Source organism: Bacteroides sp. AM07-18, from assembly GCF_003602695.1.
GTDB lineage: Bacteria > Bacteroidota > Bacteroidia > Bacteroidales > Bacteroidaceae > Bacteroides > Bacteroides uniformis.
Map to the genome: position 1 here is coordinate 32,215 of NZ_QTLM01000017.1, position 25,800 is coordinate 58,014.

The 25,800-nt window shown below is 38.7% G+C and carries 25 protein-coding genes; 20 read left to right on the plus strand and 5 right to left on the minus strand.

Translation table 11 applies throughout. The features are described 5' to 3' along the window. Positions 1-296: hypothetical protein (locus tag DW096_RS16495; RefSeq protein ID WP_233555727.1), on the plus strand; the 296-nt coding region annotated here is incomplete at its 5' end. A gap of 15 nt (positions 297-311) precedes the next feature. Here DW096_RS16495 and DW096_RS16500 read toward each other — a convergent pair. The 5 genes from DW096_RS16500 to DW096_RS16520 form a co-directional block, all read right to left on the minus strand. Further along, on the minus strand, positions 312-821 hold the full coding sequence (locus DW096_RS16500; protein WP_118929326.1) for a hypothetical protein: 510 nt from the start codon (positions 819-821) through the stop codon (positions 312-314). A gap of 267 nt (positions 822-1,088) precedes the next feature. Then, positions 1,089-1,526 (minus strand): hypothetical protein, encoded by a 438-nt coding sequence (locus tag DW096_RS16505; protein ID WP_005868821.1) that lies wholly within the window; start codon positions 1,524-1,526, stop codon positions 1,089-1,091. A 43-nt stretch (positions 1,527-1,569) separates the two neighbouring features. Beyond that, the gene (locus tag DW096_RS16510; RefSeq protein WP_005868823.1) at positions 1,570-1,818 is read right to left on the minus strand and encodes a hypothetical protein; all 249 of its coding nucleotides are present in this window, start codon (positions 1,816-1,818) and stop codon (positions 1,570-1,572) included. A 13-nt stretch (positions 1,819-1,831) separates the two neighbouring features. Further along, positions 1,832-2,068 (minus strand): hypothetical protein, encoded by a 237-nt coding sequence (locus tag DW096_RS16515; RefSeq protein WP_005868824.1) that lies wholly within the window; start codon positions 2,066-2,068, stop codon positions 1,832-1,834. Positions 2,069-2,141: 73 nt separating this feature from the next. Beyond that, complete coding sequence (locus tag DW096_RS16520) at positions 2,142-2,453, minus strand: DUF2958 domain-containing protein (protein WP_005868826.1); 312 nt, start codon at positions 2,451-2,453, stop codon at positions 2,142-2,144. 566 nt (positions 2,454-3,019) lie between these two features. On the opposite strand from DW096_RS16520, the gene DW096_RS16530 reads away from it, so the two are divergent. The 19 genes from DW096_RS16530 (at position 3,020) to DW096_RS16630 (ending at position 25,731) form a co-directional block, all read left to right on the plus strand. Next, positions 3,020-4,240 (plus strand): site-specific integrase, encoded by a 1,221-nt coding sequence (locus DW096_RS16530; protein WP_005868829.1) that lies wholly within the window; start codon positions 3,020-3,022, stop codon positions 4,238-4,240. An 870-nt stretch (positions 4,241-5,110) separates the two neighbouring features. Then, on the plus strand, positions 5,111-5,689 hold the full coding sequence (locus DW096_RS16535) for a UpxY family transcription antiterminator (protein ID WP_005868833.1): 579 nt from the start codon (positions 5,111-5,113) through the stop codon (positions 5,687-5,689). 74 nt (positions 5,690-5,763) lie between these two features. Further along, complete coding sequence (locus DW096_RS16540) at positions 5,764-6,885, plus strand: MraY family glycosyltransferase (protein WP_005868835.1); 1,122 nt, start codon at positions 5,764-5,766, stop codon at positions 6,883-6,885. Between the two features lie 12 nt (positions 6,886-6,897). Next, the gene (locus DW096_RS16545) at positions 6,898-7,689 is read left to right on the plus strand and encodes a polysaccharide biosynthesis/export family protein (RefSeq protein ID WP_005868837.1); all 792 of its coding nucleotides are present in this window, start codon (positions 6,898-6,900) and stop codon (positions 7,687-7,689) included. A gap of 16 nt (positions 7,690-7,705) precedes the next feature. After that, positions 7,706-10,096 carry a polysaccharide biosynthesis tyrosine autokinase gene (locus DW096_RS16550; RefSeq protein ID WP_008782414.1) on the plus strand — a complete coding sequence of 797 codons (2,391 nt, stop codon included), beginning with the start codon at positions 7,706-7,708 and terminating at the stop codon, positions 10,094-10,096. 87 nt (positions 10,097-10,183) lie between these two features. Then, positions 10,184-10,900, plus strand: a complete 717-nt coding sequence (locus tag DW096_RS16555) for a tyrosine-protein phosphatase (RefSeq protein ID WP_005868841.1) — start codon at positions 10,184-10,186, stop codon at positions 10,898-10,900. Between the two features lie 238 nt (positions 10,901-11,138). After that, the gene (locus DW096_RS16565) at positions 11,139-12,116 is read left to right on the plus strand and encodes an SDR family oxidoreductase (RefSeq protein WP_005868843.1); all 978 of its coding nucleotides are present in this window, start codon (positions 11,139-11,141) and stop codon (positions 12,114-12,116) included. Positions 12,117-12,138: 22 nt separating this feature from the next. Then, a complete protein-coding gene (locus DW096_RS16570) occupies positions 12,139-13,407 on the plus strand; it encodes a nucleotide sugar dehydrogenase (RefSeq protein WP_005868845.1) in 1,269 nt (422 codons plus the stop codon). A 123-nt stretch (positions 13,408-13,530) separates the two neighbouring features. Then, the gene (locus DW096_RS19740) at positions 13,531-13,836 is read left to right on the plus strand and encodes an acyltransferase family protein (RefSeq protein WP_233519614.1); all 306 of its coding nucleotides are present in this window, start codon (positions 13,531-13,533) and stop codon (positions 13,834-13,836) included. 564 nt (positions 13,837-14,400) lie between these two features. Beyond that, positions 14,401-15,933 carry a lipopolysaccharide biosynthesis protein gene (locus DW096_RS16585; RefSeq protein WP_005868853.1) on the plus strand — a complete coding sequence of 511 codons (1,533 nt, stop codon included), beginning with the start codon at positions 14,401-14,403 and terminating at the stop codon, positions 15,931-15,933. Continuing rightward, entirely contained in the window at positions 15,930-17,264 is a 1,335-nt protein-coding gene (locus tag DW096_RS16590) for a glycosyltransferase (protein ID WP_005868855.1), read from the plus strand. Before DW096_RS16585 ends, DW096_RS16590 begins: the two co-directional genes overlap by 4 nt. A 2-nt stretch (positions 17,265-17,266) precedes the next feature. Further along, the gene (locus tag DW096_RS16595; RefSeq protein ID WP_005868857.1) at positions 17,267-18,442 is read left to right on the plus strand and encodes a glycosyltransferase family 4 protein; all 1,176 of its coding nucleotides are present in this window, start codon (positions 17,267-17,269) and stop codon (positions 18,440-18,442) included. Between the two features lie 234 nt (positions 18,443-18,676). Further along, the gene (locus tag DW096_RS16600; RefSeq protein ID WP_005868858.1) at positions 18,677-19,579 is read left to right on the plus strand and encodes a glycosyltransferase family 2 protein; all 903 of its coding nucleotides are present in this window, start codon (positions 18,677-18,679) and stop codon (positions 19,577-19,579) included. After that, positions 19,566-20,666: a glycosyltransferase family 4 protein gene (locus DW096_RS16605; RefSeq protein ID WP_005868860.1), complete on the plus strand. Its 1,101-nt coding sequence runs from the start codon at positions 19,566-19,568 to the stop codon at positions 20,664-20,666. Before DW096_RS16600 ends, DW096_RS16605 begins: the two co-directional genes overlap by 14 nt. Then, positions 20,663-21,751, plus strand: coding sequence for an EpsG family protein (locus DW096_RS16610; RefSeq protein WP_005868861.1), 1,089 nt, complete (start codon positions 20,663-20,665; stop codon positions 21,749-21,751). The genes DW096_RS16605 and DW096_RS16610 overlap by 4 nt, the downstream gene beginning before the upstream one ends. A 27-nt stretch (positions 21,752-21,778) precedes the next feature. Next, positions 21,779-22,693, plus strand: a complete 915-nt coding sequence (locus DW096_RS16615) for a glycosyltransferase family 2 protein (protein WP_005868862.1) — start codon at positions 21,779-21,781, stop codon at positions 22,691-22,693. Continuing rightward, positions 22,674-23,252 carry an acyltransferase gene (locus DW096_RS16620; RefSeq protein WP_005868863.1) on the plus strand — a complete coding sequence of 193 codons (579 nt, stop codon included), beginning with the start codon at positions 22,674-22,676 and terminating at the stop codon, positions 23,250-23,252. Before DW096_RS16615 ends, DW096_RS16620 begins: the two co-directional genes overlap by 20 nt. Next, positions 23,249-24,385 carry a glycosyltransferase family 4 protein gene (locus DW096_RS16625; protein ID WP_005868864.1) on the plus strand — a complete coding sequence of 379 codons (1,137 nt, stop codon included), beginning with the start codon at positions 23,249-23,251 and terminating at the stop codon, positions 24,383-24,385. Before DW096_RS16620 ends, DW096_RS16625 begins: the two co-directional genes overlap by 4 nt. A 5-nt stretch (positions 24,386-24,390) precedes the next feature. Beyond that, the gene (locus tag DW096_RS16630; protein WP_005868865.1) at positions 24,391-25,731 is read left to right on the plus strand and encodes a sugar phosphate nucleotidyltransferase; all 1,341 of its coding nucleotides are present in this window, start codon (positions 24,391-24,393) and stop codon (positions 25,729-25,731) included. Positions 25,732-25,800 lie beyond the last annotated feature (69 nt).

Genomic DNA, 25,800 nt, shown 5'->3' on the forward strand with positions numbered 1-25,800 from the left:
AGGCTTTCATGAAGGCTATGCGAAATGATGACTTCAATACCATTCTGGAACTGAAGATGAGAGGATATCAGCCATCGGAGAACACACTGAAAAGCCTCCAGCCGGATATATCCTCCACCACCTTCATCGCTGCTGTCAAAATCTTCCAAATGGAAGGGGTACTAAAAAGCCTTCAGGACATAAAGTCTGCGCAAAGCCCGATTACAAGCGGTAATAAACGTAACATGGAGCAAACAAATTTACTATTCAATTTTCAGTTTTTTTCTATTTCTATACTACTGTACGCCATAAAATAACGAAGAAACTTATTCCTATATCAATTCATAATCAATAACATACAATTCACCAAGAATATTAGGGAATGCTACAGTATCATATATCACCTGCCCTACTCCATTAAAATTACCCAGAGATATTACAGATGCTACAACACCATGATAAGCTGTGGGAGAAAAAGAAAGATCTGCTAATCCATTTATCCCAATAACATTTTTCTGTACACCAGCATTATTAACATTACAAAAAATTGCATAATGAATAGTTTGATGTAAATTTACAGCAGCATTAGGAAGATGCACAAAATATAATATATCTCCATTATTACATTTAGCTAAATCATGATAGGTATTTATTTTTTGTATCATACTTTCTAAAGAAGCTCCAAAAGGATTAACTGAAATTCTTTTTCCTGTTGCCTGTTCTATAATTCCTCTAACTAAATTAGCACACCCTCCACCATTTGTAGGTAAATTAACATTCAAATTCTGAGTATTAGTAATAAATTGTGTAATCAATTGTCTATCATTTATACTTATAGCCATATATTATAACTCATGTTCTCCTACTCTCTCAAAGGCTTTTCGGAACCTGCCTATAAAAACTGTCTCTGTAAGCTTACCCCACAAATCTACCCTATAATCCCCAAACCGCTATCATCCCTTTTCTGAATGCCATGGAATTTTTTCCGAATACATAAGTTAGAAGATGAAAAAAGATTGTATTCAAAGTTTTTGGTTCTTTTTTGAAAAAAGAACCGCTGGCCAAAAATCCAACGGTTACTTTACTTTCGGAAAAATATGCAATGAAGTTTATAGGCCGAATGAGGAACGCAGCTTCTTCATGGCATTCTCCACATCAAAGAAAGACACATCCATAAGATCTTCTCCCCATGCTTCCGGAAAGTCAAGAATGGAACGTCCGTTATTAAGAACCGCATCACGGATGGCTTTCATCACATTCTGCCGAGTCGGTTCCAGCTTGAAGAAAAGGCAATGCCTGACTGCCATTGTAAGGGTATCATCATCTATAAAGAAACGGATGGTGACGGTCATGTGTACCTGCGTCCGTTTCTCCAGTTTCTTCTTTTTAGTTTCCAGTTTGGCCAACCGGGAAACATAGAATGAAGGGATATGTTTCCCGGATTCAACGCAAGTCTTCATCGCTTCATGTATTTCAGCGATGCCGTCACGTATATCCGTCAAGTCGGTGCAGTTGGATGCAACCGTATAAGCCGATAACTTTTTCATCTCAAAAGCCGTTTTTATATGGCAAAAGCCCTGTTTGTGAAACTTATAATATATGAATCTCCTTATCACCTACCTTCTCGTCCGATACGACCAATACCTCGTACTTCATCCTCTTGTAATTATAGACTACGGCAAGCGTATTAAAGCCACCGTTATCATACCGCCTGTCATAAACGGTATGTACATACTCATACATCGCATTCCCCATCATGAACTTTACGGAAACATCCGTAAAGTAAAATGCCACCGCATAAGCCAGCGTTTTCTTTTTATCAACCTTTTTTGTTTTCATAACCATTTGTCCTTTATTGTTTTCTGATAAAATATTCAATGGCCGAATGAACCAATATATAATGTGTGGGTGTCTGCCTGCACTGTTCCGCATAAGGATTATAGAACTGGAGAGCCAGCGCATGGTATAATTCCGGCAATTCCCGCTTGATTCTCGCCGTAAGCAGCCGATAGGAGCATTTTCTACCGTACTTCATCAGCTCACGCCATTTGTCCTGTGTTATTTCCGTGCAATTCGTCTCGTAAACCATAACTTCCGTTTTTAAGTTCAATATTCCGGTTGGAAAGCGGAAAGGGGTTGTTCCCTCTCCGTTTATTCTCTAATCAATTCAGGCAAGCTTTTACCGTTATACCGGTTTTCAGTCCTTTATCCAGCTGCACGGTCAACCCACGAACATTCACCTCTTGAATTTGAGAAAGAAGCACATAACCCCATTCCCATTCTTGAATATGGCAATAACCGAAAAAAAGCCAGTCACCGTCTTCCTGCTGTTCGGCTTCCGTTACCAACCATACCACCGAAGAAAAAGGAAGGAAAAACCTTGCGATGACTTCCGCATTAAGCCCCTGCCCCTCTTTTGAGTACAAAGGGTTGGCTTCAAACACATTCTTTAGTTGTTCCGTCACTGTAATCATATGTCACATTTTTAAAGGGTTAAACTTCTAATTTTATGCTTCAGCTAGATTTAAAGACCTTTTTTTAAAACCCCTTTCCGGGATGGCCTTTTCTTTCTGCCGACTTTTTTTTTGAGCTTTCATGCCCCATCTGAGTTTATAAGCCTTTTTTTTACGGCACACAACAAGAAGGAAGGAGGGATTGAGAAAAGTTTTGGACGACAAAAAATGTTGGGGACAGCGAAGCCGTCCGGCGTTATTTTTTTCGGTACAAAGGGCGAAGACCGGAACTCTTTCGTATCCATCCACCGAAATAAATTTGCCGTTCAAAAACAAAGGCTCTCAGACGGGGCTATGAAAAAACGTACATTAGGGGAGGCAGAAAACAAGGAAAAGGGCAGTACGGAAATAAAAGAAGAATAAAATCCAACATTATTCACATTGATATATAATAGCCAAGTATTTCGCCATATCAATATAAATCCAACTATAATCAAAATCAAACAGTTATCTAATTTATTGGTTATTAAACATATAATACGCCAAAACATTTATTTTGGAGAATATAATATTAATTAAACAAAAAAATGGCATCATTAAAAATAAAGTATCGACATTCCTCTATAGAAGGAAAAGCGGGAACATTGTTCTATCAAGTAATTCATAATCGTGTAGCAAGGCAGATAAATTCAGGATACAAGATTTATCCTGACGAGTGGGATATTTTCAATTCCCAAATAATCATACCAGCAAAGACAGGAGAAAACCGGCATCGGTATTTGGTTTCTTTAAAAAAATGTATTGAGGAAGACACCTCACGTCTAAAAGATATTATGATAAGATTTGAGAATCTTGGATACAAATATACGGCAGACGAAATCATTGAATATTATTCCGCTCCTCCTGTGAACGAGTACTTTGTGTCATTTTGTGAGAATCTCATTGAAGAATTGAGACAAATAGGTAAAATACGCACCACAGAAACTTATACCACTACGCTCAATAGCTTCAAGCGATTCATGAATTTCAGAAAGAAAGGCAGAGACATCCCTTTCGACAATATAGACTCCAACCTGATGATGGAATATGAACAATATCTAAAATCTAATGACATTTGTCCGAACAGTACTTCCTATTACATGAGAAACCTCAGAGCCATGTATAATCGTGCCGTAGAAAAAGAATTGGTTATACAGCGATATCCGTTTAAACATGTATATACGGGCATAGATAAAACTGTAAAACGGGCAGTTCCGGCCAAAATTATCCGACAGATACGCGATATGGATTTAAGTCACGACTCCTCTTTGGAATATGCAAGAGACCTATTTATGTTCAGTTTTTATACCCGAGGGATGTCATTTATAGACATGGCTTATCTAAAGAAAAGTAATTTGCAAAACGGTTTTTTATCATATCGCAGAAAAAAGACCAACCAACAGCTAGTAATCAAATGGGAAAAGCCCATGCAAGAAATCATAGATAAATACGATACCATAGGTTCTTCTTATCTATTGCCGATCATTCTCGACGCAAAAACGGATGAACGGAAACAATACAAGAATGCAGCCCAGCTGGTGAATTCAAAACTAAAGAAATTGGGAAAACAAATCGGCCTTCCTATTCCGCTGACGAGTTATGTGGCACGTCACGCCTGGGCTTCTATCGCCAGAAGCAAAAACATTCCGTTGGCTACCATCAGCGAAGCTATGGGACATGATTCAGAAAGCACTACACGGATTTATCTTGCATCGTTAGACACCTCCGTAGTGGATAAAGCGAACAGTATTATTTTAAATACACTTTAATTCACATTATAAAACAGTTTACGCCATAGGTTTCAGCATACGTGCCCAATCGGCCCGCTGTTATTCTATGGCAATTATTATTTTTATTTATCTGACAAAAAATAAGTTGGAATTATGTTATACAAATTGAAGTTTTCTTTCTGAGAGAAAGATTTGTAAATGCAAAAGTACAAAAGATAACACAAAAAACACTAAAAATCAGAAGAAAAATATTAGTCATACCATAAAAAATAAGAGGTATGATTAGAAAAAACTGATTATTTGTTGAGCAAATTGATTATACCAATCTTATAAATATTTGATATACATCAAAATACCAATCACCCCATTTCTCTCAGAAAGAGAAACACCGAAAATAGGAGAAATTTCCTATACGAATGCCATAGGAATATAATGAACAAGTATATACCCTATACTTTCAGTTGTATGACAAGATGGATTCAGAAAGGAAAAAGCCCCGTGAAAGTACAAAATTCTTGCTTGAAAAAGATTGAATAAATGACGGTTTTCTCCATAAGAGAAATGTTTTGAATATGCAAAAATACATAAATTATTGAACATAATAGCATAAAACAAAGAAAAACCTTAATAGCCACCTCGTTAAATGTCGTGGTTACATAACAAATGTTGAGTAAACTAGATTGTATTTACAGCGAATAATCCCTGTAAATCAATTATATATGTTAAATATTTATGTCCTCTATTTCTCTTATGGAGAAAAATAGGAATGCGGCAAGATAAAAGACGGCATGAATGGTTGATATGACAGCCAAAAAAGACATAAATTACTATAATACAGACCAATACATAAGTTGGGATGAACTATGGGTATATCTTGACCTGCCGTAATAACTAAAAAACACACGACGAATGAGTACTCCCATAACCACAAGGGAAGATCTAACTAGAATCCAATGGTTCGCCATGAGCGCTTATAAAAACGAGAAAAAGGCGGAAGAGATGCTCAAAGGCAAGGATGGTCTAGAGTATTTCATACCGAAACACTATGCCGTAAGGGTCTATCACGGAGTGAAATCCAAAAGGCTTGTACCAGTCATCCCGAATCTCGTCTTCGTGCATGCTTCCCGAAAACAGATCACGGATTTCAAAAAAAAATATAATTTCTTACAATTCATGATGTGGGAGAAAAGCACGGGACTGAAATATATCGTGGTGCCGGATAAGCAAATGGAGAGCTTTATCAAGATTGCCTCGCAGTATGAAGAAAACACTATTTATTATAAACCGGAAGAGATTGACATACGGAAAGGTACCCACATATGTATTTACGGTGGCAAGTTCAATGGAGTAAAGGGCGTATTCATGCGGGTGAAAGGAAAACGTCGCCGCCGGGTGGTTGTGATGCTTGAAGGGATTATGGGTATATCGGTAGAAGTTCATCCCGATTTGATTGAAGTCATCAATGATTCCGATTGTGACAAATTTTGAGAGATGACACAAAAAGGAGATGATGAAGTTCCCCTTCCTCGTGGCCTTACACAAATAAAATAATATTTGAATATATGTATTTTTGGATTGTAAATTGTTCACTGGCATTTTTGCTTTGTGTTCTCTGTGCGGGTATCGTCATTCCCCAGATTCTGCTAATCGCTTTCCGTAAGAAATTGTTCGACTTTCCCGATGAGCGGAAGGTACATCATTGTGCGGTGCCCCGATTGGGTGGTATCGCATTCAAGCCGGTAGTGTTTTTCACCATAGCCCTGTTGCTAGGAATCAATATGGTGCTGGGACATTCGGAGATATTGTCCGAAATCGGGAACGACGTGTGCTCTTTGGCTTTTGCTTTCTGCTCCATCATGGTACTATATCTGGTTGGCATGGCCGATGACCTGATCGGTATCCGTTATCGTGCCAAGTTTGTCATCCAGATTCTGTGCGGCGTGATGCTTATTGCCGGTGGGGTATATATCAACAACCTATACGGTGTTCTGGGCATCCATGCGGTGCCGTTATGGTTAGGATATCCCCTGACCATCCTGATCGTGGTCTTCATCATCAATGCCATCAACCTGATTGACGGCATTGACGGGCTGGCTTCCGGGCTATGCAGTATCGCCTGCCTATTTTATGGACTGACTTTCTTTATGCTCCATCAGTATGTTTATGCCATGCTGGCGTTTGCCACATTGGGAGTGTTGGTACCATTCTTCTATTACAATGTTTTCGGGAACGCCAAACACGGAAGGAAGATCTTCATGGGCGACACAGGCAGTTTGACCATCGGCATGATGCTCTGTTTCCTCAGTCTCAAACTGACCATGTGCGGACTAGACGATAATACAGGAAATGTACATCCGATGGTGCTGGCCTTCTCACCCTTGCTGGTTCCATGCTGTGACGTGGTCAGGGTTTACCTGCATCGGGTACGCAACGGAAAGAACCCGTTCCTGCCGGACAAGAACCATATCCACCATAAGCTGCTTGCTCTCGGAATAAAGCAGCGCAATACCATGATCATCATTGTTTCCGTGTCAACTATATTCATACTGCTCAATATTCTTCTGTCCCTTTATCTCAATGTGAACTGGATCGTTTTGGGTGATATATTGATATGGACTCTCGCCAACATCAGGCTGACAAAATCTATCGCACAACTTCAATCGGAACAGAAAACCAACAAATAAAAATCAATAAATATGAAAATCAGATACATTTTATCCTTATTAACCGTGGCCTTTCTATTGGGATCATGTGCCACACCGAAAGTCGCTTATTTCACGGACCTGAAACGGGGTACCGCAGAGCAAGTCTTGAACCCGCTGGAAATCCGGATACGTCCAGAAGACAAGATTTCCATACAGGTCAACAGCAAAGACCCCTTATTAATGAACCTTTTCAACCTTCCGATCATATCCCGACAGATTGGTACGACATCAGGTACATCCAATAGTCAGGGAATATCAGGATATACAATAAATAAGGATGGGGATATTGATTTTCCTGTGCTGGGACATATCCATGTGGCAGGAATGACACGCGCGGAGATCGCCTCGTATATAAAAGAGGAATTGGTTTCAAAGAATCTCGTGAAAGACCCCGTTGTTACAGTGGAGTTTATGAACCTGACCGTTTCAGTGTTGGGCGAGGTTGCCACCCCCGGACGTTTCAATATCGAAAAGGACAAGCTGACACTTTTGGAGGCCTTAAGCATGGCCGGGGACCTTACCGTCTATGGGAAACGGGAAAACGTGCTGGTACAACGGGAGGAAAACGGGAAAAAAACCCTGTATCAGGTCAACCTGAATTCGGGATATGACCTTTATGCCTCTCCTGTGTATTATTTGCAGCAGAACGATATCGTTTATGTGGAACCCAACTCAATGAAAGCACGGCAGGCGACCGTCAACGGCAATAACGTCCGCTCAGCCTCTTTCTGGATGTCATTGGCCTCGTTGCTGACGACCATTACCGTGTTGATTGTAAAATAATATAGAATCAGATATGATGACCGTAAATCAAAAGAATATAAAACCGGGGCAGCAGGATGATTTCCTGCGAATACAGGACCTGTTATACCTGTGCCTCGCAAGATGGAAGTGGTTCGTCTTGTCTTTAGCGGTAACGATCGGTGCCGCTACTGCCTATCTGTTACGCACTCCTGCCGTATATACACGTACCGCTTCGGTATTGATCAAAGAGGATTCCAAAGGCAAGTCGGTCTCCTCGGATTTGGAATCCTTCTCGGAGTTCGGGCTGTTTCAATCCGGTACAAATGTGAATAACGAACTCATCACCTTTCGATCACCGTCTTTAATGACCGAAGTGGTTAAACGGTTGCGTCTGGATATGAATTACTTCGTTCGGGGAAAATTCCACCGTCAGGTAGCCTATGGACTGACATTACCGGTGGATGTAACGATAAATGACTTGCCTGAGAATGAATCAGCCGGTTTTACGTTGGAAATACAGCCGGACGGTACGTTATACCTATCCGACTTTATACGTAACGGGACAGATCTTGAAGAAAAGGACGTAAAGGGAAGCTTGCTCGACTCCATCACTACGCCATTGGGAAAAATCATTATCCATACAACACCCAATTACGTGAAAGGCGAGGCATATACATTATATGTAGGCAAATCCAGTCTGTATAACGCCGTCAACTCCTGCTCGTCCAATCTGTCCGTTTCATTGAACAGCGAGAAAGCGTCAGTCATAGACTTGTCATTCAAGGATAACTCCACACAGCGGGCAGAAGATGTATTGAGCATGTTGATTTCCGTTTATAACGAGAATTGGGTGAAGGACAAAAACCAGATCGCTGTCAGCACCTCAATGTTCATCAACGAGCGTCTGGGCGTAATCGAACGGGAACTGGGAAATGTGGACGAGGATATCTCCTCTTACAAGTCAGAACATCTGTTGCCCGACGTGCAGGCGGCATCGAGTATGTATATGGCTCAAAGCAGTGCGGCCAACGCGCAGATCCTGTCCCTGAACAACCAGCTTTATATGACCCGTTACATCCGGAACTATTTAGCCAACGATGCCAACCGTACCCAACTGCTTCCGGCCAACTCCGGCATTGAAAGCGCCAATATTGAATCGCAGATTGCCGAATACAACAAGCAACTGTTGCAGCGCAACAGTCTGGTTGCGAACAGCAGCACGGAAAATCCGCTGGTCGTGGATATGGATCAGGCTCTGGCATCCATGCGTGGGGCGATAATCAGATCTATCGACAATCAGATAGTGACCTTGAATTCGCAGATAAAAAGTTTGCGGCAGACGGAGCAACAGACGACATCACGTATAGCGGCCAACCCAACACAGGCCAAGTACCTGCTTTCGGTGGAGCGCCAACAGAAGGTAAAGGAAGCTCTTTACCTATTCCTGTTGCAAAAGCGTGAAGAGAACGAACTCTCACAGGCGTTCACGGCTTATAATACCCGCATTGTTACCCCGCCACACGGCAGCATGTTGCCGACATCCCCTGTGCATAAAAATATCTTTATGGTCGCATTCGCTCTGGGGCTGCTCATTCCGATAGTCATTATCTTCATGCGCGAGAATATGAATACCCGTGTACGGGGAAGGAAAGACCTGGAAAACCTGACTATACCGTTCATCGGTGAAATTCCGCTGTTCACAAGAAAGAAAAAAGGGATATTAGGAAAGAAACCGCAGGAAGTCAAGGCCGTTATCGTCAAGGAGGGCAACCGTGACATCATCAACGAGGCATTCCGCGTATTGCGTACCAACCTGGAATTTATGACCGGCAAGGACAAGACTTCGAATGTCATCATCATGACCTCATTCAATCCGGGCAGCGGCAAATCGTTTCTGACCATGAACATCGCCGTGAGCCTTGCCATCAAAGGAAAAAAAGTGCTGGTAATCGACGGAGACCTGCGCCACGCCTCTGCATCATCCTATATCGACTCTCCTGACAAGGGATTGAGCGACTATCTGGGAGGTCGTATCGATAATCTGGATGAGATCATCGTACCCGATCCGAAACATAAATCTATGGATATACTACCCGTGGGAACGATTCCTCCTAACCCAACGGAATTATTGTTCGACGAGCGGTTAAAGCAGACAATCGATACTGTAAGGGAGCAATATGACTATGTGCTGATCGACTGTCCGCCCGTTGAACTGGTGGCCGACACGCAAATTATTGAGAAACTGGCCGACCGTACCGTTTTCGTAGTTCGTGCAGGATTACTTGAACGGAGTATGCTTGCTGAATTGGAGAAAATCTACGAGGAGAAAAAATACAAGAACATGTCCCTGATCTTGAACGGGACCGAGGGAAGTGGCGGTCGCTATGGATACCGTTATGGCTATCGATATGGTTATCACTACGGTTACGGCTCAGGATACCACTAAGGTTCCGACGGAAAACAGGGTGGGGATAAATGGATGATTATTAATTAAAAAAAATAAAATGTTTTATATAAAAATACTCGTATCATTGTGTGGCCATTCAGGAAACGTATATCGCTGAAAGATAGCGGTATATTCAAGAATTTTACCGACTGTCACTCGCACATTCTGCCGGGTGTGGACGACGGTGTGCAGACGATGGAAGAAGCATTGGAAATACTGCGCCTGTATGAAGAGTTGGGCATAAAATCCGTATGGCTTACACCGCATATCATGGAAGATATGCCCAACACCACACTGCACCTCCGGGAGCGTTACGCTGAACTTCAAGCCACCTATAGCGGTCCGATAAAACTGCATCTGGCCTCAGAGAACATGCTTGACAACCTCTTCGAGGAACGGTTGGAAAAGAACGATCTGCTGCCCTTGGGTGAAAGCGGTGACCATCTACTGGTGGAAACCTCCTACTTTAACCCTCCGATGGGATTGAACAACATTCTGCTCCGCATCAAGGCTAAAGGCTATTATCCCATTCTTGCCCATCCGGAACGGTATGTTTATATGGGTGAGTCGGATTATCAACAATTAAAAGACATGGGAGTGAAGTTTCAGTTCAATCTTCCGTCAATAGCGGGTATGTATGGCAACCGGATTAAGAAAAAAGCCATGCTGCTATTAAAAGAAAAGGCTATTACTCATATAGGAACGGACATTCACAATTACAATATATTTCAAAAGTTCATTTGTACGAGTATTACAAAAAATATACAAAACTGTTTAATTGATAGTCAGACTGTTATAGTTTAAATAGATTATAATTATCGGTTATTAAGACCTGTAGATTCTGTTTAACTTTTTCTCTCTAGGTGGATTTGCATAAAATACATACAAAAAAATCCAACAGGCTGGAATTCAATGGAAATTGTAACAATCGACTTGGAGCAGATACACACAATCTCTCTTTTATCCAAACCAGTCTTAAAATAAATCATTACACCCCTATCAAGCAATAGGCTTGCAACTTCAACATAAAACAACAATCCATATGTCATTAACAAAAGTTTTAGTTACTGGTGGAGCGGGATTCATCGGCTCCAATTTATGTGAGTATTTATTGGCTCACGACTATGATGTAATCTGTTTGGATAATTTTTCCACAGGTAAACCTGAAAACATTTTTCCATTTCTACAACGATATCCGAATAAGTTTAAACTTATCGTAGGAGATATACGGAATCTGAACGATTGTAAGAAAGCTGTAGAAAATGTAGATTACGTTATGCATGAAGGAGCATTAGGCTCAGTTCCACGTTCTATCAAAGATCCTATAACTACAAATGAAACTAATATATCGGGATTCTTAAATATGCTGACAGCCGCTCGCGATGCCAATGTAAAGCGTTTTATATATGCAGCAAGTTCTTCTACATATGGAGACAGTCAGTCTCTTCCCAAAGTAGAAGATGTGATTGGTAAACCGCTTTCGCCTTATGCCATAACAAAGTATGTAAACGAGCTTTACGCCGATGTGTTTGCCAAAACCTATGGAATGGAATGTATCGGCTTACGATATTTCAATGTTTTCGGTCGTCGTCAAGATCCATTCGGGGCATATGCTGCGGTGATTCCTTTGTTCGTTAAGAAATTCATGGCTCATGAGAGTCCTGTCATTAACGGAGATGGTGAATATAGCCGCGATTTTACTTATATAGACAATGTGATTCAAATGAACATGCTGGCTATGACCACGACAAATCCGAATGCAACCAACCAAGTATACAATACTGCTTTCGGAGAACGCACCACATTAAACCAGTTGGTCGGTTACTTGAAAGAATTTTTGAGTGAATTTGACCCCGAAATTGCCAACGTGAAAATAATTCATGGTCCCAACCGCTTGGGGGATATTCCCCATTCCTTGGCATGTATTGATAAAGCAAAATCCCTTTTAGGTTACAATCCTCAATACAGTATGCGTGACGGTTTGAAAGAGGCTGTCAAATGGTATTGGAAGAATATTTAAAGTAATAATAACAGATGAAATTATGAATGAAACTAAAATTTGCGTAATTGGTCTTGGTTACGTAGGGCTCCCTTTGGCTCGTCTTTTCTCGACAAAGTATAAAACGATAGGTTTTGACATGAACCAAGCTCGTGTGACTGCTTTGATGGCAGGTCATGATGCGACACTCGAAGTGTCAGATGAACTACTCCAATCTGCCCTTGCCAATGGTTTTAAGTGTACTGCCAATATAGAGGAAATCCGTGATTACAATTTTTATGTAGTTGCCGTTCCCACTCCGGTAGACAAAAACAACAATCCGGATTTGACTCCGCTTTACGGTGCCAGCACAACTGTTGGTAAGGTAATCTCCAAAGGGGATATTGTGGTGTATGAATCTACTGTTTATCCAGGTGTTACAGAAGACGAATGTATCCCGGTTGTGGAAAAAGTGTCCGGATTGAAATTTAATGAAGATTTCTTTGCTGGCTATAGCCCTGAACGTATAAATCCGGGAGATAAACTTCATACAGTAGAAAAAATCAAAAAGGTTACTTCCGGTTCTACGCCTGAAATAGGTAAGAAAGTAAATGAGGTATATGCTTCTGTAATTACCGCCGGTACACATCTCGCTCCTACGATGAAAGTAGCGGAAGCAGCCAAAGTAATAGAAAACTCACAGCGTGATATCAATATCGCATTTGTGAATGAGCTATCCAAGATATTTACTAAAATGGGCATTGATACACAGGATGTACTGGAAGCAGCTTCTACCAAATGGAATTTCCTGCCATTTAAGCCTGGGCTGGTTGGAGGCCATTGCATTGGAGTTGATCCGTATTATTTGGCTCAATGTGCACAACGTCACGGTTATAATCCTGAGATAATCTTAGCCGGTCGCCGAATGAACGACGGTATGGGGGAATATGTGGCCAACCAAGTTGCGAAATTGATGCTGAAGAAAGGAATACAGGTGCTCAACTCTCATATCCTCATATTAGGGTTTACTTTTAAAGAAAACTGTCCTGATGTGCGGAACACAAAGGTTATAGATATTTACAATGCTTTGCGAGAGTATAACGTACATATCACCGTATATGATCCTTGGGCCAATCCTGATATAGTTATGCGAGAATATGGAATCTCGGTAACGAACCAACATCCTTTGGATAAGAAATTCGATGCGGCAATTATAGCTGTAGCACACGAACAGTTTATAGGCTTTGATGTAAAAACGTTACTAAATGCTCAACACGTCATATTCGATGTTAAAGCTATCTTTGAAAAAAACGTTGTAGATGGTAGACTCTAATCGGATTGTCTCCTTTGACATATTGAAAGGGGGAGGAATTTTATTGGTCATCCTTGGTCATATACAAATCCCTTACATGTTGAAAACCGTTATTTACAGTTTTCACATGCCCCTTTTTTTTTTGTGTCAGGCTGTTTCTTTCGTCCAATCAGTTTGAGAGAGTTTTTTGCAAAAAAGACCAGACAATTACTGATTCCTTGGGCCTTTTTTGCCTTTTTGTTGTTCGCATATTTGTTCGTTTTGAAACTTAACGAAACTCATAATTGGGCAAAAGCGATCTCGCTCCCTGTAACGAGTATGTTTGATGGTTTTCTCGGTGATGAAAACTCTTTTATTTTATTTCATGTAATTTGGTTTTTAATTTGTTTGTTCGAGGTTTCATTCGTTTATTTATTGATACATAAAATCACCCCTACAATAAAGCATTAACAATCAGCGCATTATGTATATTATTATATGGAGTAGGATATTGGTTAAATGCTAATAACATTGATTTGCCATATTTTATTGACACAACAATGTCTACCTTGATTTATTACCATCTTGGTTTTTGCTTCATGCGGAACAAATGGTACGGCATGAAGGTTTCACCGATATACTCATTATTCTTGCTTATTATCGCCATTGTTTTCATCGTTCTATTTCCCTCTTACGTTGACTTAAAATCAAACAATTTTCCATTGCATCTATTGTTGCTTTCAATGGTTTTTATTATGAATTTTTATTGGTTTATCAATTCATATTTTAATTCGAGAAAGCTGAAACTTATTCCATTGGATAAAATATTGATTTGGTGTGGAATTAACAGTTTGGCATTATTGGGGCTACATATATTATTTGTAGATACATTCTGGATCGTGCGCAATAAGTTACATCTTGTAAACTACAGTTGGACCATATTGGAATTTGCACTCATTGTTGCAATATGCTATTTTGCGACAACCTTAATAAAAAGATACATTCCGTCTGTATTAGGAAGATCATAAGCTTGCTATGAATAAGACATCGTCCGTAAATAATAAAAAAATATTCAAGAATACAGTGGCACTTTATGCACGTATGTTGCTGTCCATGATTGTATCACTATATACATCACGGATCGTGTTAAATGCACTTGGTGTAGATGATTATGGCATTTATGGACTTGTCGGCGGTATTGTTGTCCTATTTAGCTTTTTGAATGTAACGATGAGTGGAGCGACTTCACGCTTTCTTACAGTCGAACTTGCCAAAAATGACCCTCGACAACTCCAACAAACATTCAATACAGCCTTTATATTACATATAGGAATTGCAATTATAGTCTTGTTTTTGGCTGAAACGGTCGGACTTTGGCTGTTATTCGAAAAATTGAACATTCCAGATGAGAGAATGAGTGCAGCTGTTTGGGTGTATCAATTTTCAATAATTTCCTCAATGGTCAGCATCACTCAAGTTCCATACAATGCGACTCTTATTTCGCACGAAAAAATGGACGTGTATGCTATTGTGGAAATTGTTGGATCACTGTTGAAGTTGCTGATCGCTACACTTCTACTTATTACAGTATGTGATAAGCTCATTTTATATGGAGGACTTATGCTCTTATCTTCATTCTTGATTGCAATGACATATCGCATTTATTGCATTAGGCATTATGACGAATGCCGGATTAATTGGGAATGGAATAAGGTTATCGGCCGTTCTCTGTTTAGCTTTTCAGGATGGAATCTTTATTCCAATATTTGCTTTACTACTCGTCAACAGGGAACAAATATGTTGCTTAATATATTTGGCAGTACAGCTGTTAATGCCGCAGCCGGATTGGCAACAACTGTGCAACTGATGATTGAACAAGTATCAACCAATTTGGTAATGGCTTCGAGGCCGCAAATTATAAAGCAATACGCATTGACCGATTTCAATGCCATGATACAATTACTAAAGCAAACTACTTGTTTGGCAAATGTGTTATATCTGTTGGTTGCTATTCCTTTTATCTCTGAAATACATTATGTAATGAATTTATGGCTCGTGGAAGTTCCTCCATATACAATTGAATTCTGTATTTTATTGATAGTCTCAAGCTTCATATCATTGAATAATAATATTATATATATTGGAATACAAGCTGTCGGACGTTTGAAATTTTATTCATTTATGGCGGGGACAGTATCATTATCAGTCATTCCGATACTTTGGTTATTGTTTAGTAAAGGTATCGGCTTGACTTGGGCTTTTGGATTGCCTATAGTGAGCACATTATTGATTTATATCGTTTGCTCATATACACTCCATCATTATGTTGAAGATTTCAAACCGATACGTTTTTTCTTCACAACGATGGTAGTGAATCTTTTCATAAGTATTCCTTCTTTTACCGCAATCCTACTCATACAACATATCTTGGTTGAGTCCTTTACAAGAGTGATTATCGTGGCTCTTAGTTCTTCAATAATATTGGTTGTTCTGTCCTATTATGTGCTATTAGACAAAGAAAATAAGAAAAAAGTAAAAGCATTGATTTTAAACAAATTAAAACGATGAATAAAAACATACTTATAATTACTCCTTTTTTTCCGCCACAGACTCATGCTGCGGTATTTAGGGCATTTAAACTTGTAAAATATCTTAAACGTACAGGTTGGAATCCGATAGTACTGACGGTTAATCGTAATTATCTATATTTAGAAGATCCTGATTTGTTGGACGAAGTCCAAGACGTGCCTATTTATCAAGCCAATTATATAGAACCGACATTGCGCGGCCTTAGAATGTTGCTTGGAGGAGAAGATACTTCACTCAAAGCCATTACAGCCAAAGCAAAAACTATTGGTGCACAGTCAAAAAGCACGGATACAGTCACCTCTAACAAGCAATCTTTATTCGGTAAGTTTTATAAATATATACTAGACCGATGGATTCAAGTTCCCGACCGCTTTAGATTCTGGGAAAGAAGTGCCGTGAGGATGGGACGAAAAATAATTAAAGAACATGATATATCTATCATATATACCACTTGCCTGCCTTTTACCTCAAATAGAATCGGTATGCGACTTAAACATCTAACCGGAGTAAAATGGGTTGCTGATTTCAGGGATCCTACCACATACGCTAAGCGAATGTATTCTGATTATTTTCCTGTTTTTGCCAAGCAAAAGAAAATTGAACAAGATACTTTTAAATACGCTGATGCTATTACTGGTCTGTCGGGAGCATACCTGAATATATTTAATGATTTATATGAGGGACGATACTCAAATAAATCATATTTTATTCCAACTGGAGTAGATGATGATTATTTGCCTTCTTTTCAAAATAGAGAAAAAGAGAATTATATAATATTCGTGGGTGAATACCTCCATGAATATAAAGATAATTTCTTGAAAATATTTGCCGAAGCTGTCAATTCTAAGGAATTAAAAGGCAAGGGTTGCACCCTTAAAATTGTGGGTAATAAGAATATCAATCAAAAACAAACGGAAGAATTTGTCAATGATTTGGGAATCTGTAACAACGTGGAATATATCAATCATGTACCGCAGCGTAAATTGTATGAATTGATAGTTAATGCAAAAGCAGCAGTACTTATTCCCGGACACACGGCTTTATGGTGGACTAATTTCGCAAAAATGGTCGATTATATCGCATTACAAGTGCCTGTATTAGCAATGGTGCCCATGACTAGCGAAGCACGAACCGAATTGATAAAAGCAGGCATAGGTATTTTTATAGATACTCCTCAGCAAGGTGTTACTGTCATCAAACAAGTATTTAGCGAAAAATTTCCAATGACGGCAAACAAAGAATATTGCCGCCGTTACTTGGCATCGCAACAAACAAAATCTTTCATTGATATTTTCCAAAAAATACAATAGAGATGCATATAGCGTTTTTAACTACAGAATATCCGATATTGGGTATGAAATGTGGCGGAATCGGAATTTTTATCAAACATTTGTCTCATCTTATCGTTAAGAGTGAGACTGGTGTGAAGGTATCAGTTGTGTATTGGGGCAATAAGTTTACAGAAACTGTGTGGGACGATGGTATATCTGTGATACCTATAAACCAGCCTCATAAGTCTCCATTTTCTTCTTTTATCAATAGAAGGTATCTAAATAAAAAGTTAAATCTATTAGTGGCAAAGATTGGCATCGACCTCGTTGAATCTATCGACTGGGAGGGACCTTTGGCTTTTTGTAGTTTATCTGTACCAGTAGTTACAAGATTACATGGTTCAAATGTGTATTTCGATCATTTGTCTGGAAACAAAACTCCATGGAACGTACGGCTTATGGAATATAATGCTTTGCGTAATTCTGATGCCTATATAGGAGTTAGCCGACAGGCTCTCGACCTGACGGATAAATTATTCAGTCTGTCTTCGAATAAGAGAAAATGTGTAATATATAATCCTGTGGATATAAACATGCCCCCTCTTTCATCTAGTGACATGAACAAAAATACAATAACGATACTTTATTGGGGGACAATTGTTGAGAAAAAGGGGGTACTTGATTTGCCTCTTATTTTCAACAGGATATGCGAGCAAAACGACAATGTCAAACTCATTCTCATCGGACAGGATGCAGTAGTGAATGGTTCTTCGACATGGGAAAAATGCAAATCTCTCTTTTCAAAGCAATCGATCGGTTGTGTATCGTATTTAGGTCGCTTACCTTATGACAAGACTATGTCATACGCTAACAGTGCCGATATTTGCATATTTCCAAGCCATGCAGAAACTTTCGGTTTGGTCTTACTGGAGGCAATGTTACTGCGGAAGGCAATTGTTTGTTCCGATATCGATTGTTTTCAAGAGATTATAGGAGACAGTAACTGTGTTTGCAAATGCAGGGTGAAACGTATCGATGAATTTGCAGAGGCTTTGCAACGGCTAATCTCGAATCCCATTTATAGGTGTGAACAAGCCGACAGGGCTTATCTAAATGCAACTGCTAGATTCAACACCAACGAGATAGTGGCACAAAACATCGAATTTTACAATCGAGTTATAAGAGATAGCTCCAAACATCATGTAGAAGAATCCTAACTCAACTGCTTTATTAGAAAATTTAAACGGACTTTTTATTTATAAAATCACATATTCATACGAAGGGGAGTTAAGGCTTTTTTTGTATTGCCATCTTGAAGAAAGTCAAACATTTCAGTACAACTACGTAAAATATAGAAATGCTTCATTATAGTGAAATTTCTGATAGAGTATAATTCCTAAACGAAGTGATTAATTTCTTAACTCTTGATTCATATTATTCATAAACGCCTTATGCAAAAAGGGATAAGCATTATTTTGCCCACACTTAATCGGGCTGATTATCTGGCAAGTACAGTTGATTGCTTAATAGAGCAAGATTTTGGGGAGCCGTATGAAATAATTATTGTAGACCAATCGGCAGCCATTGACAGTACTATGTATAGTCGTGCAAAAGATAGTGATACATTGATTAAGTACTATCATGTGACTGAATTTAGAGGGCTACCTGAAGCTCGTAATTTCGGTGTGCAACACACACAATACGCCTACATCCTATTTCTAGATGATGATATCGAGTGTGACTGCAACCTGCTCAAAGAGCATTACAAGTTCTTGTCACAACCTGATATCGCAGTAGTGGCAGGGGGAATTACAGAAAAATATAAGAATAATCCCAAATCGAAAAATGTAGGCAAGTTCCATTTCTATACGGCAACTCCAGAACGGGGATTCCACATTAATCATAAAGAATATGTAGATCATGGCGGAGGTGGAAATTATAGCATAAAAAAAGACATATTTTTAGAAGTTGGTGGTGTTGATGAATATTTGAATTATGGAGCTGCTCTATATGAAGAAACCGAAATATGTTTACGAGTAAAGGAACTTGGATACAAAGTTTTTTTTAATTATGATGCTCATGTATGGCACTTGGCTGCTGATACAGGCGGTTGCAGGGTTCTGGATATCAATCGCTATATTGCTTCATTAGTACATAACCGGGCTTTATTGATTAGCCGTCATCTCAAATGGTATCATAGGCCGACTGCTTACATCTATTTGTTGCGTCTTGTTGCATCATACGCTTTTACTTACCGCAATCCCGGACTGTTTAGACTTTTTGCAAAAACTTATAAAGAAGGTTATAAAAAAGGAAAACTAACTCCTAAATATACTCATTATGCAAACATCTAACAAACACATTTTTATTGTAACCTATGATTATCCACCAAGTAATGGTGGTATTGCAAGGCTTTGTTTTGAACTGAAAAAATATTTAGAGAAAAAAGGACTGAATGTTACAGTCATTTGTCCCCAAAGTACTTCTACCGATGCAGAGGAGGATAATAATGTGGTGAGATTGCATGGAAGAAGAGGAATATTGGAGTTGCGTACATTGAAGTATTTACGCAAAAAAACTGTTCCCGGTGATATTGTAATTACCGGGAATTATCATCCAGAGGGAATGCTGTCTCTATTGTCAAACAGAGAAACCTATATATTGGCACATGGAGCCGAATATCTTGCCGGAAAGAGTTTTTTCCGACGCTGTATTTGGCCTACTTATCGACGTTTTATACTAAGAAACGCCTCTTGCGTGATTGCTAACAGTCATTATACAGAGACATTAGTAAAACATTGTTCTCCAAATGCTAAAACAATCGCTATTCCGTTAGCGGTTGATGCAATTCATTTTCGCCCTACTTGTGAAAAATATAAGGATGGCTTGCTACACCTCTGTTCTATTTCTCGATTGGAAAAATTTAAAGGACATGATTTTATTATCCGGACGATAGCTTCTTTACCGGCAAAGTATAAGCAACAAGTGCGATTGCATCTCGGAGGTAAAGGAAAATATAAGAGTGCACTTGAGCGGATGGTTACCGATTTAGGATTGTCAGATATTGTATCATTTGAAGGTTTCATTGATGATAATAAACTTTGCGATTTCTATTCAGCCTCGCATATATTCATTCTCTGTACACGTGAAGAAGCGGATAATAGGAATGTAGAAGGATACGGGCTTGTTTTTGCCGAAGCGCAAGCTTGTGGAACCGCCGTTATAGGTACTCGTACAGGTGGCATTCCCGATGCTGTCGAGGAGAATAATGGCGGTTGGTTGATACATCAGGACGCCCACGAAGAATTGGAGAATTTACTCATTAAGTTAATCGACGATAAATCTCTTGCTATAAATGAAGGTCGTAATGCACGTCGGCGCATAGAAGCTAAAATTACGTGGGAACATTATGTGGACCAAATTTGTGATGTCATTTTATGAGTATTAGTCTATATATAGCCTTATATTACAACTTGTTGCTGCTATTAGTTGTTTACATCGCTATTCAACCGGTCAGGGCAGAAACAGTAAGACAGCCTTATATCAACAACCAGATATTTAGCCTTGCTTTACTCTTGATTGTATATGTTCATGTAACTTTCCGACCGACCGATTATCACTACTTTGGAGATACTTCAGCTTATGCCATGGCTTTCCAAAAGAAAGCCTTCTATGGTACGGTTGCTATAAGAGATAGAGATATTGGTTTTGAGTATCTTACCTATTGGCTTTCACAACTCGTCAATTTAAAAGGGTATTGGTTTGTTCTTTGCTCATTATATATATTGCCTGTTTTCTTTGCTTTAAAGAAACGATTCAAACAACAATATGCTGTAGCACTAGTGTTGTTCGTTTGTTCTTTGAGTTTTTGGGGATACGGAGTAAATGGACTGCGTAACGGAATAGCTACATCGTTAGTTATCTTCTCTTTTCTTGTTCCAAACAACGATATTAAACGAATTCCTGTTTGGATTATAGCATGTCTTTTCCATCAATCCGTCATGTTGCCAATTGGCTGTTTCTTGCTGACCCGACTTTCAAATAATCCCAAACACTACTTATACTTATGGGGAACGTTTTTCCTGCTTATGCTTGTTGCACGTGATTCTTTCTCCACTTTGTTGACAAACATTCCTTGGTTTGAACAGGATAAAAGGATGTCTGAATATTTGAATATGTCTTATAAAGGCATGGAGCAAATGTTCTCTAATATTGGATTTCGCTGGGACTTCATTATTTATAGTTTGATACCCATTATCGCAGGAGTGAAATATATCTATACATATTGCTACGAAGACAAATTGTTTATCCGTTTATTTAATACTTATATAGCAAGTAATGCGTTCTGGCTATTGACCATTCATGTACCGTATAATAACAGATTTGCTTATCTATCTTGGTTTCTTTATCCTATAGTATTGATATATCCCTTGCTAAAAGATAACTTAATAAATAACCAGGGAGAACGAATAAAATGGATTATTCTATGTTATTATATGTTCACTTATGTAATGTGGATAAAATAAAATACAAAACAATAGAAAAAGATTTTTATGAAAGATTTAGTTACTGTATTTACACCGGTATATAATAGGAAGAATTTAATTGGAAATCTATATCAGAGTTTGTTGTCTCAAACCTATAAAAATTTTGAATGGATTATTGTTGACGATGGGAGCACTGATGATATTGATGAAATTATAAAATCTTATCAAAATGAAGATCGTATATTAATTCGTTTCATCAAACAAGAGAATGGTGGAAAACATAGAGCAATCAACAATGGCGTATTACATGCAAAAGGAGAATTATTTTATATTGTAGATAGTGATGACTATTTAACAAAAGACTCTATAGAACGAATAGTTTTTCATTATCAATATATAAAGAATAATGATAAATTTGCTGGAGTTTGTGGTATGAAATGCTTTCCAGATGGTTCTCGTATAGGGAAAGAGGTTACATGGAAAATTTTAAAAGATTCTTGGATTAACTATTGGATTATAAAAAATATAAAAGGGGATGTTGCGTTTGTTTTTAAAACATCAGTCCTGAGAAATTATTTATTTGACGATATACCCGGAGAAAAATTTTGTGCAGAAAGTTTGGTTCTAAACCGTATTGGAAAAAATTACCTTATGTTATTTTTTAATGAAAAAATATACATCGCAGAGTATTTATCAGACGGTTTATCTGTTTCATCAATCAAAAACAGAATGAATTCACCTAATTATGCCATGAGAATTTATTCAGAAATGGCATCACTAGATATTCCATATTTAAAAAAAATAAAAGCTCATATAAATTACTGGCGTTTTGCTCCTTGCTCTAAATTGAAAATGAAAAATAAAATAAAACAAATAGGAATTTCTAGTTATATTATTTTTATGCCTATTGGCTATTTGTTTCATATGAAAGATAAAAAAAACAATTATATAGATATTAGACATGTCGGATCTAAGCGGTAGAACTTTATTTAAACGGATTAAACCATTAATTAAGGTATTCGTTATAGTAGATTCATATCTTCCTAGGAAACTTAATAATTTTTTATTTGTAAGTTTAAGAGGTATTGGAGGAAAAGTTGGTATTGTGATTAGATACATATTGGTGAAAAATCTAGCAAAAAAATGCGGTGATAATGTTGTAATTAAAGAAAATGTATATATATCTAACATAGAGAAACTAGAACTGGGAGATAATATCAGTATTCATCCGATGTGTTATTTTGAATGTAGCGGAGGATTGATGATCGGAAATAATGTGTCTATTGCCCATTCAAGTTCAATACTAACAAGTACTCACACTTATTCTGATTTTAATTTACCTATTAAATATAATGAAATCCTAAAAAAAACGGTAGTTATCCATGATGATGTATGGATTGGTTGTGGAGTGAGGATTTTATGTGGAGTTCACATTGATACAAGATGTATAATAGGCGCAAATAGTTTGGTTAATAAAAGTGTTGACTCATTCTCTATTTATGGGGGAGTTCCTGCAAAAAAAATAAAATCTTTTCAATGAAAAAAAAGAAATTATTCAAAATAACAAATTCAGCTTATTTTCAAGTCCGGCAACTTCAAGGTCAATTGAATTATTTTTCCGCATATTTCGATGTCATTGCCGTTGCCCCTAAAGGAGAAGGTTGGGAGGAATTACAGAAGCAACAGGCACGTTGTATTCCGGTAAAAATGTCAAGAGCCATAAATCCGATTTTCGATTTAATAACTCTTTTCCAATTGGTAAAACTTTTTATCAAAGAGAAGCCGACTATTGTTCACTCGCACACCCCCAAAGCTGGTCTTTTGGGTATGTTAGCAGCATGGATAGCACGTGTGCCGATCCGTATGCACACGGTAACAGGCTTCCCATTGACGACGGCTACGGGCATAAAAAAACAAATTCTTCGTTTTACGGAACGGTTAACTTACGCTTGTGCCACAAATGTATATCCCAATTCACAAAAGATGTGTGATATTATTTGTTCAATGGGGATCGGCAATCCTAAAAAAATGCTTGTTATCGGTAATGGTGGTTCAAATGGAATTGATACGGCATTCTATTCGCGAAATGCTACACAAGATATTAAGATTTCAACTTTCGATTTCACGTTTGGTTTTGTAGGTCGTATATTTTATGAGAAAGGAATCAATGAATTAGTAGCTTCTTTTATTCGATTACAGAAAGATTATCCTAACATAGGATTACGTTTAATCGGCTTTATGGAAGAAAACCTTTATCCGGTTGATGATTGGGTAAAACAAGAGATTAGCACAAATTCTCACATTGAGTTTGTCGGCTTTCAACAAGATGTTCGTCCCTATCTAATGGGGTGTGAGGCTTTTGTTTTTCCCTCCTATCGTGAAGGTTTCCCTAATGTTGTCATGCAAGCTGGGGCCTTGGAATTACCACAAATCGTTACAGATATCAATGGTTGTAATGAAATAATTGTTCAAAACAAAAATGGAATAATTGTTCCACCACAAGACGAACACGCATTGTATAAAGCCATGAAATATTTTTTGGATAATCCTAATGAGGTAAAAAGAATGGCAAAGAATGCAAGGGCAATGATTACATCACGTTACGAACGCAATAAATTTTGGAAATTGATGCTTGAAGAATACTATCGGCAAATTAAAAATCGAATTAAATAACATCTATGCAAATCATACTGTTATCCGGCGGTTCTGGTAAACGCCTATGGCCGCTTTCCAATAATACACGGTCAAAACAATTTATCAAACTGTTGACTGCGCCCGATGGCTCGAAAGAGTCGATGGTGCAGCGGGTGGTACGGCAATTACGAGAAACCGGCATCTGTGATTCGATTACTGTGGCAACAAGCCAGTCACAACGGGATATCATCATCAACCAGCTTGGAGAAGAGATTCCTGTAGTTACGGAACCGGAGCGTCGCGATACATTCCCGGCTATCGCTCTCGCAAGCTCGTATTTGGCCTACAAACGAAAATGTTCCACCGATGAGATTATAATCGTCATGCCTTGCGACCCTTATACCGAAACAGGTTATTTTGAAACGATTCGCAGGATAGCGGATGCAGTGAAAAACAATGTAGCCGAACTAGTATTGATGGGAATTAACCCCACATATCCGTCAGCAAAATACGGATATGTAGTGCCAGTCAATGATGTACAGAACAAAGGAATATTTCAAGTATCACGCTTTACGGAAAAGCCAGATATGATAACTGCCGAGAAACTTATTTCAGAGGGTGCTTTCTGGAACGGAGGCGTATTCGCTTTTCGGTTGGGGTATATGACAGATATTGTAACCCGACACATCAAAACCGACACTTTTTCAGAAATTCGTTCTCGCTATGGGGAATTTCCGAAAATCAGTTTTGACTACGAAGTCGCTGAAAAAGCGCAGTCGGTAGCCGTCGTACCTTTTGCCGGAGAGTGGAAAGACCTTGGTACATGGAATACGTTGACTGATGAACTATCGGAACACACCATGGGCAATGTTGTCATGGATGAAGAATCCGAAAATACCCACGTCATCAACGAACTTGGACTGCCAATCATGTGCATTGGCACACGGAATCTAGTTATCGCAGCATCAAATGATGGAATCCTAATTTCGGACAAAGATAAAAGCGAGAACATCAAAACTTACGCTGACTGCCTACAACATCGGCCAATGTTCGAAGAACGTCGCTGGGGTGAATACAAAGTTGTCGATACCGCCGAGTTTTCCGACGGTTACAAATCACTTACCAAGCAACTGAAAATCAAATCCGGTAAGAGTATCAGCTATCAGGTACACCGCCATCGCGATGAAGTCTGGACGTTTATCGACGGCGAGGGAGAACTGGTACTCGATGATATCAGGTCGGTTATCAGCAGAGGCGATACGATTACAATCAAGAAAGGTGTTAAACATGCAGTCAGGGCTATCTCTGAATTGACGTTCATCGAGGTGCAGTCCGGAAATCTACTTGCAGAAGAAGACATTGAACAATTTGACTATAAATGGTAAAATCCTTCGTTAAAACCTCTGACAAAAGAATGAAGTTGGTTTACAAGAAAGTTATCGAACCTCAATTAG

Coding starts and splice junctions, on each gene's coding strand:
- DW096_RS16500 (WP_118929326.1), bottom strand. CDS start 821: ATGGCTATAAGTATAAATGATAGACAATTGATTACACAATTTATTACT.
- DW096_RS16505 (WP_005868821.1), bottom strand. CDS start 1,526: ATGAAAAAGTTATCGGCTTATACGGTTGCATCCAACTGCACCGACTTG.
- DW096_RS16510 (WP_005868823.1), bottom strand. CDS start 1,818: ATGAAAACAAAAAAGGTTGATAAAAAGAAAACGCTGGCTTATGCGGTG.
- DW096_RS16515 (WP_005868824.1), bottom strand. CDS start 2,068: ATGGTTTACGAGACGAATTGCACGGAAATAACACAGGACAAATGGCGT.
- DW096_RS16520 (WP_005868826.1), bottom strand. CDS start 2,453: ATGATTACAGTGACGGAACAACTAAAGAATGTGTTTGAAGCCAACCCT.
- DW096_RS16530 (WP_005868829.1), top strand. CDS start 3,020: ATGGCATCATTAAAAATAAAGTATCGACATTCCTCTATAGAAGGAAAA.
- DW096_RS16535 (WP_005868833.1), top strand. CDS start 5,111: ATGAGTACTCCCATAACCACAAGGGAAGATCTAACTAGAATCCAATGG.
- DW096_RS16540 (WP_005868835.1), top strand. CDS start 5,764: ATGTATTTTTGGATTGTAAATTGTTCACTGGCATTTTTGCTTTGTGTT.
- DW096_RS16545 (WP_005868837.1), top strand. CDS start 6,898: ATGAAAATCAGATACATTTTATCCTTATTAACCGTGGCCTTTCTATTG.
- DW096_RS16550 (WP_008782414.1), top strand. CDS start 7,706: ATGACCGTAAATCAAAAGAATATAAAACCGGGGCAGCAGGATGATTTC.
- DW096_RS16565 (WP_005868843.1), top strand. CDS start 11,139: ATGTCATTAACAAAAGTTTTAGTTACTGGTGGAGCGGGATTCATCGGC.
- DW096_RS16570 (WP_005868845.1), top strand. CDS start 12,139: ATGAATGAAACTAAAATTTGCGTAATTGGTCTTGGTTACGTAGGGCTC.
- DW096_RS16585 (WP_005868853.1), top strand. CDS start 14,401: ATGAATAAGACATCGTCCGTAAATAATAAAAAAATATTCAAGAATACA.
- DW096_RS16590 (WP_005868855.1), top strand. CDS start 15,930: ATGAATAAAAACATACTTATAATTACTCCTTTTTTTCCGCCACAGACT.
- DW096_RS16595 (WP_005868857.1), top strand. CDS start 17,267: ATGCATATAGCGTTTTTAACTACAGAATATCCGATATTGGGTATGAAA.
- DW096_RS16600 (WP_005868858.1), top strand. CDS start 18,677: ATGCAAAAAGGGATAAGCATTATTTTGCCCACACTTAATCGGGCTGAT.
- DW096_RS16605 (WP_005868860.1), top strand. CDS start 19,566: ATGCAAACATCTAACAAACACATTTTTATTGTAACCTATGATTATCCA.
- DW096_RS16610 (WP_005868861.1), top strand. CDS start 20,663: ATGAGTATTAGTCTATATATAGCCTTATATTACAACTTGTTGCTGCTA.
- DW096_RS16615 (WP_005868862.1), top strand. CDS start 21,779: ATGAAAGATTTAGTTACTGTATTTACACCGGTATATAATAGGAAGAAT.
- DW096_RS16620 (WP_005868863.1), top strand. CDS start 22,674: ATGTCGGATCTAAGCGGTAGAACTTTATTTAAACGGATTAAACCATTA.
- DW096_RS16625 (WP_005868864.1), top strand. CDS start 23,249: ATGAAAAAAAAGAAATTATTCAAAATAACAAATTCAGCTTATTTTCAA.
- DW096_RS16630 (WP_005868865.1), top strand. CDS start 24,391: ATGCAAATCATACTGTTATCCGGCGGTTCTGGTAAACGCCTATGGCCG.